The 13,212-nt window shown below is 51.9% G+C and carries 13 protein-coding genes; 8 read left to right on the top strand and 5 right to left on the bottom strand.

Annotated features, from left to right (window positions below; genetic code table 11):
- Positions 1-7: 7 nt before the first annotated feature.
- Positions 8-895, bottom strand: coding sequence for an MBL fold metallo-hydrolase (locus HMPREF1508_RS07690; RefSeq protein ID WP_084640299.1), 888 nt, complete (start codon positions 893-895; stop codon positions 8-10).
- Between the two features lie 318 nt (positions 896-1,213).
- On the opposite strand from HMPREF1508_RS07690, the gene HMPREF1508_RS07685 reads away from it, so the two are divergent.
- From HMPREF1508_RS07685 to HMPREF1508_RS07650, 7 genes are all read left to right on the top strand, one after another.
- On the top strand, positions 1,214-2,224 hold the full coding sequence (locus HMPREF1508_RS07685) for a hypothetical protein (RefSeq protein ID WP_044960964.1): 1,011 nt from the start codon (positions 1,214-1,216) through the stop codon (positions 2,222-2,224).
- A gap of 220 nt (positions 2,225-2,444) precedes the next feature.
- A complete protein-coding gene (locus HMPREF1508_RS07675; protein ID WP_044960962.1) occupies positions 2,445-3,968 on the top strand; it encodes a radical SAM protein in 1,524 nt (507 codons plus the stop codon).
- A gap of 205 nt (positions 3,969-4,173) precedes the next feature.
- Complete coding sequence (locus tag HMPREF1508_RS07670) at positions 4,174-5,331, top strand: hypothetical protein (RefSeq protein WP_044960960.1); 1,158 nt, start codon at positions 4,174-4,176, stop codon at positions 5,329-5,331.
- A gap of 131 nt (positions 5,332-5,462) precedes the next feature.
- Complete coding sequence (locus HMPREF1508_RS07665; protein WP_006906761.1) at positions 5,463-5,738, top strand: hypothetical protein; 276 nt, start codon at positions 5,463-5,465, stop codon at positions 5,736-5,738.
- 207 nt (positions 5,739-5,945) lie between these two features.
- The gene (locus HMPREF1508_RS07660; RefSeq protein WP_044960958.1) at positions 5,946-7,313 is read left to right on the top strand and encodes an MATE family efflux transporter; all 1,368 of its coding nucleotides are present in this window, start codon (positions 5,946-5,948) and stop codon (positions 7,311-7,313) included.
- 16 nt (positions 7,314-7,329) lie between these two features.
- A complete protein-coding gene (locus tag HMPREF1508_RS07655) occupies positions 7,330-7,674 on the top strand; it encodes an arsenate reductase family protein (RefSeq protein WP_044960991.1) in 345 nt (114 codons plus the stop codon).
- A gap of 99 nt (positions 7,675-7,773) precedes the next feature.
- A complete protein-coding gene (locus HMPREF1508_RS07650; RefSeq protein WP_044960956.1) occupies positions 7,774-9,519 on the top strand; it encodes a glycoside hydrolase family 13 protein in 1,746 nt (581 codons plus the stop codon).
- A gap of 241 nt (positions 9,520-9,760) precedes the next feature.
- Here the strand turns inward: HMPREF1508_RS07650 and HMPREF1508_RS10005 are convergent, their stop codons facing one another.
- From HMPREF1508_RS10005 to ymfI, 4 genes are all read right to left on the bottom strand, one after another.
- The gene (locus tag HMPREF1508_RS10005; RefSeq protein WP_084640298.1) at positions 9,761-10,075 is read right to left on the bottom strand and encodes a helix-turn-helix transcriptional regulator; all 315 of its coding nucleotides are present in this window, start codon (positions 10,073-10,075) and stop codon (positions 9,761-9,763) included.
- Positions 10,076-10,311: 236 nt separating this feature from the next.
- Complete coding sequence (locus HMPREF1508_RS07640; protein ID WP_044960955.1) at positions 10,312-10,614, bottom strand: Dabb family protein; 303 nt, start codon at positions 10,612-10,614, stop codon at positions 10,312-10,314.
- A gap of 196 nt (positions 10,615-10,810) precedes the next feature.
- Positions 10,811-11,293 carry a helix-turn-helix domain-containing protein gene (locus tag HMPREF1508_RS07635; RefSeq protein ID WP_044960954.1) on the bottom strand — a complete coding sequence of 161 codons (483 nt, stop codon included), beginning with the start codon at positions 11,291-11,293 and terminating at the stop codon, positions 10,811-10,813.
- A 102-nt stretch (positions 11,294-11,395) separates the two neighbouring features.
- Positions 11,396-12,238, bottom strand: coding sequence for an elongation factor P 5-aminopentanone reductase (gene ymfI / locus HMPREF1508_RS07630; RefSeq protein ID WP_242834534.1), 843 nt, complete (start codon positions 12,236-12,238; stop codon positions 11,396-11,398).
- Between the two features lie 252 nt (positions 12,239-12,490).
- Here ymfI and hpf point away from each other — a divergent pair, with 252 nt between their 5' ends.
- Positions 12,491-13,021: a ribosome hibernation-promoting factor, HPF/YfiA family gene (gene hpf / locus HMPREF1508_RS07625; RefSeq protein WP_044960953.1), complete on the top strand. Its 531-nt coding sequence runs from the start codon at positions 12,491-12,493 to the stop codon at positions 13,019-13,021.
- Positions 13,022-13,212 lie beyond the last annotated feature (191 nt).

Raw genomic sequence — 13,212 nt, 5'->3', positions numbered from 1 at the left:
CCCCGATTTATGTCGGCTGCATGTCCATGACGCCTGCGCCCTCCTCCTCTGGAATCAGAAGGCCGTCGCCGACGGCGAGGTGGGCGGCGCGAAGGTCTGGAAATTCCCTGCTCATGATTTCGGACATGCGGCTGCCGGAGCAGTGATTAAAACCAATGGAGCAAATTCCCATCGATCGCATGATTTCTAAGGTCCTGCGGATCCTGTCGTCGGAGGCCTCCATCAGGTGTGTTCCTCCTGCCACCGCGACGATGGGAAGATCAAACGTTTTTTGGACGCCGGTGAGAATATTGAGAATGCCGGGATGGCTGCAGCCGACAATGACAGCCAGGCCGTCTCTTACACGGATGATCAGACAGATTTCGTCGTCGAAGCGATCCTCCTGCCAATGCGGACTGACAGGAGAGGCGGCCGAAGATGATCCGAGCATAAAGCGCCTGGGGATGGTCTCGAAGTCGTACTCCCGTTGGAAACGGTTCATGACCCAGCACTGCCCGCTCAGTTGCAGAAGGCCGTCGCACTCCAGGTGCTCGATTTGGTTGGCCTCCAGAAAGGTCTGGTCAAATCCGTTTCCAAGGTAGGTCATACGGATTCCGCTGACGGCGTATTTTTCCCGGAAGTAGCCCCTTCCGGTGACAAGAGGAGCGCGCAGGCCGGACTGGACCAGGGCGGGGTATCCGCCGGCATGGTCATAGTGACCATGGCTTCCAACCATATAGTTAACGGAAGAGAGGGGGAGATTTAAGGCGCGGGCATTGTCCAGGGTATGGCTTCCGGCCCCGAAATCAAAGAGAATTCTGGCGGAGGCGGTCTCGATATAGAAAGAGAGACCATGCTCGTGGTATAGGCCGAGATGCTCACTGGCTTGATCGTCCATAAGGGTCATCAGCTTCATCTTCCGGCTCCTTTCAGATCGGCAGGATGGGAAAAAGATTTCTAACAAGAGTATAAGCAATCGGCAGACCTTTATCACTGTGACAGAGCACAAATTTAAGATTAATTATTTGTATCAGAGGTATTTGACGAAAAATTTGCGGCCCGATTTCTGCGGGGAAAATGCCAGAGAAAATGCACAGCCCGATTTCATCATAGAAAAGAGGTACCCAACCTGTTAAGCCTGCTCATGCAAGGCGTCATGGGATTTGCTAGAATAGGGGTGATGTATGAAGGAATCCCTGCCCGGGGAATAAATCATTGAAGAGAATAAGAGCACATGACCAAGTCGATCAATTGGAGAGAAGCGATCCGCCTGCGGAAGATGAAACGGGAGGATGCCCGGCGTCAGCCCGGCTTTCTGCCGGACCACAGTGACGCCTGGTGTCAGAATATCCTGTCCCTGCAGAAATTTGTCTTTCTCGCGGGGGCAATCATCAGTGCCAACGCGACCCTGGTTCTTATCGCGACAAGTATGCATTCCGGTCAGGTGCTTCTCTTGATCAAGCAGGTCATTGATCAGCTCGTCGATCAGGTGGCTGATCTGATCCCGGTGATCCTTGTGCTCGGTTTTTTGGCTGGGCCGCTTTGCCTCTTCGCGATCTGGTGTCTGATCTATTTTTTCGTGACCAGGGGAATATTACAGGGGGTCTTTCGGACAGGGACTTATCTGGAGATGACAGGGACCCGTCACGTGGGGCTCTTCGGAAATGAGAGGAAGATTTCCTATGATGATTGGGCTATGTCCATACGGCAGGGCCATTATTTCTATGACAGTACGGCCGTATCTTTTTTCTGCCGGGGCGCCAGGTTAAGCTTCCATTATGAGATCGGCAGTCTGGATGACCGCAAGCACACAGAGGGATGTTACAAGATCTTCTGCCAGCATTTACCCCTGGGGATGCTGGAGGAGATGCCCAGGTTTTATCTGGATCAGGGCAGGCTCTTTGACCATAAATACTTCTATGAAGCTGCCTTCAGGAATCGCTTTTTCCTTGTGATAGTGTTCTTTGCCGCGGGAATGGTGCTGATAGGAAACTACGGGACGCTGTCGAATCTCCTGGCGATCGGCCTCCCTGTGCTCTATGCTGTTTCCTGCGGGGCCCTCCTTCATAGCTACGATAAAAATCGCAGACTCTACGCTCAGAACAAAGAGGCTGTTATACACCAGACCGGGGGAAAGGCCCGGGGCCATGTGCGCTATTACCCGGCCCTGCTCCTTGAAATCATTTTTTTTATTGCGGTTTATGCGGTGAATGTCATCCTTTTGTGCGCCCTGTTTCAAAGATGACGTCTCTTGCATGAAGGCGACTCCTGCACGAAGGAGAAGTGAGGATGAAAACAATGTTCATGTCGCATGGACAAAGGTCTGCCCCCTCTTGCATGGGATGAAGGCTGATGTGGAGTCCCAGGCAGATGCCTCAAAATTTGACTCCTCCTATGTGGGGATGAAGCAGGAGCCTGAATGCGAAATATTGTGATTTGGTACATTTGCGCAGAGAGGAGTTATCATGCTGGCAGAAGAGCTGTATATGAAAAGGCATGCCGGCAGAGCCTTCCATACCACATGGAATCCGGGGACCAGCGATGTACTGCGTCTGCACATGATTTTTCCCCGCTATGTTTTGGGCAGGAGGCCGCCGGCCATTGTCATCATCAATGGAAAGGATTTCCTGCCCCTTTCACGTTACAGGGCGATTCTTCTGGCGGAAGTGATTGAAGTGATCAATGCCCGCATGTCAGTATCGGGATCAGGGACGTACAGGAGACTCCCGGCAGAGGAAAAGGTCAAAGAGGGGTTGCCGGTCTCCGGGGGCAGGAAAGCGGCTAGAGAGGGGTCGCCGGTCTCCGGGGGCAGGAAAGAGGCCAGAGAAAATGACCGGGATTCCGTCACGAGTAGCAATCGCTTGGCGGAAGTCCTGCAGGAAGCTTTTGGGAACGTGCAGAAATGTTACACGGGAGCTTCTGTGGTTCAATTAGCTCATGAACTGGAGACTCTGATGGGGGTCATTGAGGATATCAACAGCGGGCGGGAACCGGATGCTGAACTGAGAGATATGGCGCTTTGGGATTATGCGCCCTATATGCCGGCACCTCACCGGATGGATCTCATGGTTTCCGCGATGACGAAGGATGGGCGCTGGCACTGCAATCAGAGATGTCTTCACTGCTATGCGGCAGGCCAGGAAATGGGTCAGGTCAGAGAGCTGTCCACCGGGGAGTGGAAGCAGATCATTGACCGCTGTTATCAGGCGGGGATTTCACAGCTGACCTTCACAGGGGGTGAGCCCACCATGCGGGAGGATCTGCCGGAGCTGATCGCCTACGCCCGTTGGTTCATCACCCGCCTCAACACCAACGGAGTCAGACTGACAGAGGATTTCTGTCAAAAGCTGGCCTGGGCAGAGCTGGATAACGTACAGATCACCTTCTACTCTGCCGACCGCCATGTGCATAATCAGCTGGTCGGGGCAGACCGCTTCGATGAGACGGTTGCCGGGATCCGCAATGCCCTGGCCGCGGGTTTAGGCATTTCTGTCAATACCCCTCTCTGCTCTGTCAACGCGGATTACCTGGAGACCCTGCGCTTTCTGTATGGATTGGGGGTTCGCTTCGTTACAGTCTCCGGTCTGATTGTAACCGGCAACGCGAGGTCAATCGGTTCCAGAGCGTCGACACTGACAGAAAAGATGTTGACTCAGATCTTGAAAGAGGCCTGCGATTTCGCCTATGCTCATGACATGGAACTCAATTTCACCTCGCCGGGACTGGTGGACAGTGGGACTCTGCGGGATTTGGCGCTGGATGTACCGGGATGCGGAGCCGCTCTTTCCAATATGGCAATCGCTCCGAATGGGGATCTCGTCCCATGTCAGTCCTGGCTGTCAGACCGTCCGCTGGGGAACATGCTGCAGGACCCCTGGAAGAAGATCTGGAATGCGCCGCGAACCAGGCAGATTCGAAGGCATTCGGCGAAGAATAGTCTCTTCTGTCCGCTCAGTCAGCGAGATGGGGGTGGTGAAGAAAATTGCTGAACCAGGATACCGATCAGGGCTACTTTTCCGAAAGCTGTCGGATCTTGCGCGACGAGCGGATAGAGCGATATCTTGTGATCCGGAAAGGAAGAGATTGCTGATCGGAGATCAACCTTGAGCGACGAGGAAATGGAGAAATATGTTGTAACGGGTGTGAGAAAGAGGGGATGAGTCAGATGAGAATATTGATTTGGGGTGCGCTCGCATGAGAAGAGGAAAGCAAAAAAATAAATTCATCGGCCGGTATCTGTCCCTGCCTAGTTTTCTGCTGGGCATGGTTTTGGTACTGTCCGGGATCCTGTCTTTCGGAACAAGAATTTCTCTGACTGAGGCAATCCGGTCAGATAAAGAGCAGAGGGTCTCCGGCAGGGAAACAGGCGCTCCTCTTGCGAGAGGAGAGCAGGGCGCTGGCAGGGTCTATGCCTACAAGTCCTATCCCCTGGATGAAATTCAGCGCTATGACATTCGCCTGACGATCAATGAGGATGGCTCCGCCCGCATTCGCTATGATCTGAAATGGAAAGTCCTGGATGACAGTTCGGAGGGGCCTCTGACCTGGGTTAAGATAGGAATCGGCAATCAGCACGCCAAAGACTTTGAGGGCAAAAGTGATACGGTCAAGAGCGTCAAGTATATGCGTGATCAGGGAGGAGACTATGCGCGTGTCGACCTGGATGGCAAATACTACGCGGGAGATATTGTTGACTTCTCCTTTGAGCTGACCCAGTACAATATTTTCCAGGAGGATTCGGAGAACCGGAAGGTAGTTTATACCTTCACGCCCGGCTGGTTTGACGATACGCCGGTCGATGAGATGAACATCTACTGGGGGACGGATAAGGTCAGGCAAACGGATGGGTTTCTGCGATCAGATGATGGACAGGAAGCGCAGACCCTCATGATTGACGGCAGGCAGTACTACCATGCCGGGCGCACAGGCTTGGACCAGGGAGAGAAAATGACGGTCAGTGTCTCCTATGATCCGGACGCCTATGGCTTTGTGGATGGCAGCAGCATCCGTCCCAATGGCAATCTCTATCTCTATCTGGCCCTGATTATGCTGGGCGGTCCCGTCCTGGTCTTTGTCCTCCTTCGTTTTCTGGGGAGGGGGCAGACCCTGGTGGATACCTATGATGCCAATGCGGGTAGTGGCAGGGCTTATTTTCACGGAAGAGGAAGCGGAGGCGGCGGGAGCTGTGCCTGTGCCTGTGCCTGCGCCTGCGCTGGCGGTGGCAGGGCCGGCTGTTCCAGGAAGGATTTTTACGGAACCAAAGTGTCTACGCTGAAAGTCAGAGCGGCCCTGCGGGAAGTGACCAGGGCAGAGAGAGATTCGTCAAGCGTACATTCCGCAGATCATCAATAACGCTTTTCCAGGGGCAATGGGAGGCGGGCGCATGACGTCCAAAATCATGGAATCAGCTTGAAGCAGAATGGGACTGCGTGGGTTTCACTGATTGGAATCAGTGAAAATAGAGAGAACAAGATGGTGGAGAAATGGCATATTTCAACAATCAGAAGGCCCGGATGCGGGCCGGGAAGAAGAAAGTAACCTTTCGGGGGACCATGGCCAATGCCGACTGGATCGCCCTCTTTGACAGGGCGGCGACAGGGGATCTGGATGCAATTATGAAGCTGGCAGAGGGTTATCTCCTTGGCAGCTATGGAGAGAAGAATCTGATCAAGGCGAGAAAGTGGGCCTCGTTCGCTGCCAGGAAGGAGCATCCGGGGGCCAGGGAATTGCTGGAGAAGATAAAAAAGGAATCCGGGTGAAGTGATAAAAATGGAAATTCAGCAGCTGATAAGGGAAGCGACTGGTTGGCCTGAACCATTGCAGGACAGGTTGGAATCCTGTATTTTCCCGTGAAAAGCAGGGGGAAATATGCTAGTATTGTTGCACTGTAAGCCGGGGCCGCAGTCATGCGGTCTCGTTTTCTTATCTGCCCTGTGAACCATAGCAATTTGTAACGAGGAGAACATATGTCTGAATACAAAGAAAATAAGATGGGAACCATGGCGATTAAGCCTCTGGTTGTTTCGATGTCCTTTCCCATTATGATCTCCATGCTGGTGCAGGCGCTCTACAATATTGTAGATTCCTACTTTATCGGTCAGTATGATCCCAACTACGGTGTGGCGGCTCTGACGGTGGCCTTTCCTCTGCAGACTCTGATGATCGCATTCGGATCCGGAACCGGCGTCGGATTTAATGCAATTTTATCCCGCTCTCTCGGAGAGAAGAATCCCCAAAAGGCGGGTGCGTCTGCTAATACGGGGATTCTGCTGAATCTGATCAACTACCTTATCTTTTTAATCCTGTCGATCACAGTGACCTCCGCTTTTGTTCATGGACAGACCTCTCAGGCACAGACGATTGCTTACGCTGAGAACTACCTGCATATCGTCCTGGGACTTTCCGCGGGACTTTTTCTGCAGATGACCTTTGAGCGCATGCTGCAGGCCACCGGCCGCAGTCACTTGTCCATGATTTCTCAGATCACGGGCGCGCTTGTCAATACGATTCTGGACTATATGATGATCTTCGGACACGGACCCTTTTCGAAGATGGGCGTTGCAGGTGCAGCCTACGCGACTGTCATCGGCCAGTTCGTGGCCGCTGCTGTGGGACTCTCTTTGAACCTGTATTTCTGCCGTGAATTCCGTCTGTCTTTGGCCAGGGTTTTTCGCCCGCAGGCGGCCATGGTGCGCGAAATCTACTATGTGGGCATTCCCACGGTTGCCATGATGGCTGTCGGCTCTGTCATGTCCTGGGGCATGAATTTGATCCTGGGTCACGCGGCCGGGGATAATGGACTGACTATCTTCGGCATTTACTTCAAGCTGCAGTCCTTCTTCTTCATGCCGGTATTTGGTCTTAACAATGGAATCATTCCAATTCTCGCATATAACTACGGGGCCAGACGAAAGAACCGCATCAAGCAGACGCTTCGTTTTGGTATTATGCTGGCAGCAGTGATTATGGTTACCGGAACTCTGGTCTTCTGGATCTTTCCCGATGGACTGCTCAAGCTTTTTAACGCAAGCCCGCAGGTGACTGCCATGGGAATCGTCGCTCTGCGGATCATCTCCATTCATTTCCCGCTTGCCGCAGTGGGAATCCTTTTTGGAGGTATCTTTCAGGCCTTTGCCAAGTCCACCTATTCCCTTGTGGTCTCCTTGGGACGACAGATGTTTGTCCTCCTGCCGGTGGCCTGGTTTCTCTCCCTTTTTGGCAATGTGAATATCATATGGTTCTGTTTTATTATTGCGGAGGGGGTTTCTCTGGCCCTTTCCATTATCTTCTATCGCAAGGTTCGCTGTGAGATGATTGAACCCCTGCGTGAGTGAAGAGGAGGAGCAGAAGGTGAATATTCAGATTTTTGGAGTGAAGAAAAGCGCGGATACCCGCAAGGCCGAGCGCTTCTTTCAGGAGAGGGGAATTCGTTTCCAGAGTGTCGATCTCAGGGAGAAAGGCTTCTCCAGGGGAGAATTGCGGTCCGTCTTAAATGCCGTCGGAGGCCATCTGGAGCTTTTAATCGACGAGAGGGCAAAGGATCAGAAGACGGTGACGCTTCTTCGCTATCTGGCTGAGGAAGATCGCTTTGATAAACTCCTGGAGAATCCCCAGGTTATGAAGATGCCTGTTGTCAGAAATGGCAGACAGGCTACGATCGGCTATCAGCCGAAGACATGGAAGGACTGGGAGTAGAAAAGCCGGCCGATATCGTGATATAGTTGTTGACAGTTGACACCCGGAGGGCCAAGAGAGCGAAGAGCAGAAAGGCCCTGTTTTCCAGGAGAGAGATGAATGATTAAGCGAGAAGCCATATTACATATTCCCCTGTCCCAATATGCCTTTGCGAACACGGAGTCGAATATGACCATTCGGCTCAGAACCGCCAGGAACAATGTTGAGAGGGTCGTTCTCTGGTATGGAGATCGGGTGCCGCCCAGCGACCCGAGCCATTTCATTCCTGTCCAGATGGATAAGATCATGTCCGCAGGCCTCTTTGACTACTTTGACGCGACGTTTGAGACCCCCTTTGAACGCGTCTGCTATTATTTTCAGCTGATCAGCGAGGAGGAAATGCTCTACCACTATGCGGAACAGACGGAGGAGATCCCTCCCCGGGAAAGCGACGACTGCTATCAGTATCCCTATATCCGGAGGGAGGAGCTGGGCTGGGAACCCAGGTGGTTTCAGGAGGCGATTGTCTATAACATCTTTCCGGACAGTTTCGTAAGTGAGAAAGAGGAGATGAATGCCGCTGGGGAGAAAATGCCTTGGGAGAGGGGGATTCAGCTCGAAAGCAGATTAGGGGGGACAATCAATAGCATCAGAGAAAAACTTGGATATATTCAGGAGCTGGGATTTAACTGCATCTACTTAAATCCGATTTTTACGGCAGGCGCCTATCACAAATACGATTTGCTGGATTACTTTCACATCTCGCCGAATCTTGGAACAGATGAAGATTTTCGTCATCTGGTCAAAGAAGCGCATCGTCGGGGGATGCGTATTATCATTGACGGGGTTTTTAATCATTGCAGCTGGTACTTTTCCAAATTTGATGATGTCGTCAAAAATGGCGCGAAGTCCCAATATGCGGACTGGTTTTATCGTCTGGAACATCCGGTGATCAGGTCAGAGAAAAGAGGAGAGAAACCCCGCTACAGCTGTTTCGCTTACAGTCACAAGATGCCAAAGTGGAATACGTCAAATCCTGATGTCAGAGCCTATTTTATGGAGGTGTGCCGATACTGGCTAAAGGAGTTTGGGATTGATGGCTGGCGGCTGGATGTGGCCAATGAAGTGGATCGGGAATTCTGGCGGGAGTTTAAGCGCGTGTCAAGGGAAAGCAACCCGCAGAGCGTTCTGATTGGAGAAGTGTGGGAGAGCGCTGAAACCTGGCTCAACGGGGATATGTTTGACTCCACGATGAATTACAGCTTTCGCAGGATCTGCCTGGATTTTTTCGGACAAGGAAAGATCGGAACGGAAGTCTTCCATGATCGGGTTGCCAAAATGCTCTTGCGTTACCGCACAAGCAGTCTGCGTGTACAGCTGAACCTGCTTGACAGCCACGATGTGAATCGTTTCCTGTCAGACTGCCAGGGGGATGAGAACAGATTCAAGCTGGCGGAAGTATTCCTGTTTACATCTCCTGGGATTCCCTGCGTCTTCTATGGAGATGAGCTTGGAATGGGCGGGGATACGGAGTCCGCTCTTCGCGGACCGATGCCCTGGGAGAGAGCGGGACTGGGCTACAGCGATTTCTTCAGGCGTCTGATCGCTCTGCGAAAGCAGAATCCGGTTCTCACATATGGGAAGTTCAGGCTGGTTCGCAAGAACGAAGCGGGCCTGTACATGTTCTCCCGTTCCGATGAAGAGGAAGAACTGATCATCTGCCTGAACAACAGCGCAGAAGAATTTGATATCAGCGCTGATCTGCAGGGGGGAGAACTCCTGATGCAGGAGGGCTGCAGTGATCAGATCCTGGGCGGCATGGGATATGCGATTCTTCGAAGGGATCTGGATCAAGGTGGTGAGTAATCCCCGCCCTCTCAGACCACCCTGCGTACCGTTCGGTACACGGCGGTTTTAATCGTTGACCTGTAAAGGCTGATACGCACTGGCTGGATCATAAAAGCCTGTGCGCATCAGCCTTTCTTTTTGCGTCCGGCGGCGTGCGTCTCGCATTGCTGATGTTTGCGCCCAGACATCTTCTGGGAAGAGAAACGCGGAAACTGACTTGGGGAAACTGACTTGCGTAAGCTGACTTGAGGAAAGTGACTTAAAGAAGCCAGATATCTTCCTCCTCCTCGGATCGATCGGGAAGGGACGACGGCTTTTCTGTTTTCTTATCCTTTTTGGCAGAGGGGACGCTGCCCACTGAGGATGCTTCATGTGTCTGCGATATGGGACCGGGGACGGCCTCCATTCCAAACATCTGCAGGGCCTGGTTGACCTTGTCCATGCGGACGGTCTTCTTGCCCTGCTCTAACTCTCTCACAAAGCGAAGACCCAGTCCGGAACGGACGGCGAACTCCTCCTGGGTGATGCCGAGTCTGCGTCGGTTTTCCTTTACATAGTCGCCAATTCGGCTCATTATGGCCTCCTTTTCTTTGGAAATTCGATGGATCAGGTCGATAAATTATACCATAAGAGGTATAAAACGACATCAGATATTCTATTTTGATGAGTTTATCTAGGACATCAGTGAGAGAAAGACAATTTTCGGTATTAAGGAATCCCACCGAAGACGGAGTCGATCCGGACTTTCTGTTGAGAAATTTGGATAAAACAGAGCAGAATCGTAGTAATCCACTGGTTTCAGGTTGATGGTCAGACCTTGAAATCCAGACAAACTCTGGAAGCGGTATAGGGCCGAACGATACCGTCGGCGACTGCTACGTGGGCGGGGTGAATAGAGTAACCCTTCAGATGTTCAAAACTGTCAAAGCTGGCATCCAGCATGAGGTCCGCGTTGGAGGTTTCAAGGCCATTGGTATGAACCGTGATTTTCACCAGTCCGGGGATCTGTCCGGCCAGACTTTCCAGTCCTTCTTTGATTCTCCGTTTGATCTCGGTCTTTCTGGCTGTGTTGTATTCATCTTTCAGTGTCCACAAAATAACGTGTTTAACCATATGAAATTCCCCTCTCTGTCAGGACTAAGAATATTGAGATGCAGCAGGTATCAAAAGCCTATGTCCCACTGGTAAGAAGATCCTTTGGGAAAATACTTTTGAAGCTGCATATATCATATATATTATAAGATCAGACATCGGGATGTGTCACGATTGACCCGCAATCATTTGCCTGGCGGAAATTTACGGAAGGAAATCAGCTGTCTACCCCGCTGTAATCTTTAAGCCCCTTATCGGACGGCTGAGAGAGCTGATTGATACGATCCTGCCAGTAGAGATCCTCTGTCAGCAGATCTACCTGCTTTCGTGAAGAGGGGGAAAGCTGATAATAGCGGGTCAGATGTTGATCCAGCGCGTCGCGCAGCGTATCGGGATCAGTCTCGCGCAGTTCTGCAGGAATGATGTGGTCTGCTAAGTAGAGGTCTGCGGGACTGACGCCAAAGAAAGCGGCTAATCTGGCCTCCCTTTCGGGAGTTGGAAGAATCTGCCCCCGATAGTAGCGGGTGATCGTCTCGTAGCGGACGCCGACATAATCACCCAATTCCTTTTTGCTTACGGGATGCCGCAGGGTCAGATAATTGAGATTCTTAGCCAGAAGAGCAGCGCGTCTGAGACGCTCCGGATCCTTCGTGATATCGTGATACTTGAATGAATCCGAATCTGCTTTCCTGCGTCCCATGAACCTGCTCCTCTCTGTAAAGAATAGGTTCAGTTTACAGAAAGCTTGCGTGGCAGACTGGACATTTACGGGATAAATCATGCGTTTGCACGATATGTAATTTCAGATGTAGCCGCCGTCAAGGCCGATCACCTGACCGGTCAGATAATCGCCGGAATCCAGAAGGGCGATCAGGGCGCGGGCGACATCTTGGGCGGTGCCCATTCGGTCGGCAGGAATGTCCCTGACGATGGCAGCCTTATCTTCTTGGGAGAGCATGGCGTTCATCCGGGTGTCAATCATGCCGCAGGCCAGGGCGTTGACCTGGATATGGGAGGGGGCTAATTCCTTGGCAAGAGCCATGGTGAAAGCGTTGACGGCTCCCTTTGAGGCGGAGTAGGCCACCTCGCAGGAGGCTCCGACCCGACCCCACATCGAGGAGATATTGACGATTTGCCCCTTCTGCGCCCGGATCATGGAGGGGACCAGAAATTTACTGGTGTAAAAGAGGGCGTTTACGTTGACGTCCATCAGGCGCTGCCAGTCGCCGACGGACATATCTGTGATCAGGCCCAGATGGGCGATCCCGGCGTTGTTGACGATGAGGTCGATGGAACCGTATTGCTCTAAATGCCTTCGGGCCGCCTCCTCTACAAAAGCCGGATCCGCAATGTCTCCGAGCAGGGGGAGGACCCTGATAGCGGAGTCCTGGTTTTTAGAAGCAGAACGCAGCTCTTCTGTCAGATTTTGCAGCGCTTCCTTCGAGTGATAGCCCAGGAGTGTCAGCTGATAGCCCCTCTGAGCCAGAGCCTTTGCTATGACAGATCCGATTCCGCCGGAGGCGCCGGTCACAAAGGCAGACCCCGGGCAGGGCGGGTTGAGGGCGGGAGAGTGGGGGCTTGCAGAAAAGACGGCAGAGGAAAAATGCGGTTTTTGATGTAAAGAAGTTTGAGCAGAAGATGTCATTGATTTAACTCCGGGAATGATAAGGGAATGAAGGATGACAGAGCTCATGGAGTCCATAAAGCCCATGAGATGTCCACAGATAAGTCTATTATAAATGATCTGGTGGTCAATTACTTATCAAATAAAATGAATAAAGGATCAGTAATTATCAGAATATATTAAGGCAAATTGCTTGATGGCAGGTCACAAATGCTTATAATAAGAGTATGAGGGGGACAAGTCCTCTCGCCTTAGAAACTGGAGGTAACTTTTATGAAGACGACAATTACCGGACGCAACATTGAACTGACCGATGGATTGAAGAGCGCTGTGGAGGATGCGCTCTCTAAGTTAGATCGATATTTTCGTGAGGATACACTGGCGCATGTGACAATGAGTGTCGATAAGGCCGGACAGAGGGTTGAGCTGACCATTCCTGTCAAGGGAGGTATTGTCCGCTGTGAGAAGACAACGGATGATATGTATGTATCCATTGACGCGGCTTCTGAGGGAATTGAGGATCAGCTGACCAAGTATCGCCACAAGCTGGTTGACCGGGCTCATAAGGGAGCCGTGTTAAACGCCGCTTTTGAGGAGGGCTTTGACGAGGACGAGGAGGAAGAGATTAAGATCGTCCGCACCAAGAAGTTTGACTTAAAACCCATGTACGCCGAAGATGCCTGCGCGCAGATGGAGCTTCTGGGGCATACCTTCTTTGTCTTCACCAATGCGGAGACAGATGCTGTCAATGTGGTTTACCGCCGAAAGAATGGAAGCTACGGATTGATCGAGCCGGAGGAGTAACAGGCTTTGCGGCCATTCTTTTCTCATTGCACTTATTTTGAAAATCATGGACTGCGCGTCGCAAGCATTCTATCGTCATAAATTATGACAAGGCTGCGCCGTAGGCATTCCAACAGCTATGAATCATGAAAAGCCCGCCCCAAAGGCCTCCCGCGATTGCATGGGATGTCATGAACGGCGGGCTTTTTTGG

The sequence above is a fragment of the Shuttleworthella sp. MSX8B genome (assembly GCF_000524295.1).
In the GTDB taxonomy this organism is placed as follows: Bacteria; Bacillota; Clostridia; order Lachnospirales; family Lachnospiraceae; genus Shuttleworthia; species Shuttleworthia satelles.
This window is presented reverse-complemented; position numbering and strand designations above follow the sequence as displayed.

What these genes read in the sequence shown, in the direction of transcription:
- HMPREF1508_RS07690 (WP_084640299.1), bottom strand. Translation starts at nt 895, where the DNA reads ATGAAGCTGATGACCCTTATGGACGATCAAGCCAGTGAGCATCTCGGC.
- HMPREF1508_RS07685 (WP_044960964.1), top strand. Translation starts at nt 1,214, where the DNA reads ATGACCAAGTCGATCAATTGGAGAGAAGCGATCCGCCTGCGGAAGATG.
- HMPREF1508_RS07675 (WP_044960962.1), top strand. Translation starts at nt 2,445, where the DNA reads ATGCTGGCAGAAGAGCTGTATATGAAAAGGCATGCCGGCAGAGCCTTC.
- HMPREF1508_RS07670 (WP_044960960.1), top strand. Translation starts at nt 4,174, where the DNA reads ATGAGAAGAGGAAAGCAAAAAAATAAATTCATCGGCCGGTATCTGTCC.
- HMPREF1508_RS07665 (WP_006906761.1), top strand. Translation starts at nt 5,463, where the DNA reads ATGGCATATTTCAACAATCAGAAGGCCCGGATGCGGGCCGGGAAGAAG.
- HMPREF1508_RS07660 (WP_044960958.1), top strand. Translation starts at nt 5,946, where the DNA reads ATGTCTGAATACAAAGAAAATAAGATGGGAACCATGGCGATTAAGCCT.
- HMPREF1508_RS07650 (WP_044960956.1), top strand. Translation starts at nt 7,774, where the DNA reads ATGATTAAGCGAGAAGCCATATTACATATTCCCCTGTCCCAATATGCC.
- HMPREF1508_RS10005 (WP_084640298.1), bottom strand. Translation starts at nt 10,075, where the DNA reads ATGAGCCGAATTGGCGACTATGTAAAGGAAAACCGACGCAGACTCGGC.
- HMPREF1508_RS07640 (WP_044960955.1), bottom strand. Translation starts at nt 10,614, where the DNA reads ATGGTTAAACACGTTATTTTGTGGACACTGAAAGATGAATACAACACA.
- HMPREF1508_RS07635 (WP_044960954.1), bottom strand. Translation starts at nt 11,293, where the DNA reads ATGGGACGCAGGAAAGCAGATTCGGATTCATTCAAGTATCACGATATC.
- ymfI (WP_242834534.1), bottom strand. Translation starts at nt 12,238, where the DNA reads ATGACATCTTCTGCTCAAACTTCTTTACATCAAAAACCGCATTTTTCC.
- hpf (WP_044960953.1), top strand. Translation starts at nt 12,491, where the DNA reads ATGAAGACGACAATTACCGGACGCAACATTGAACTGACCGATGGATTG.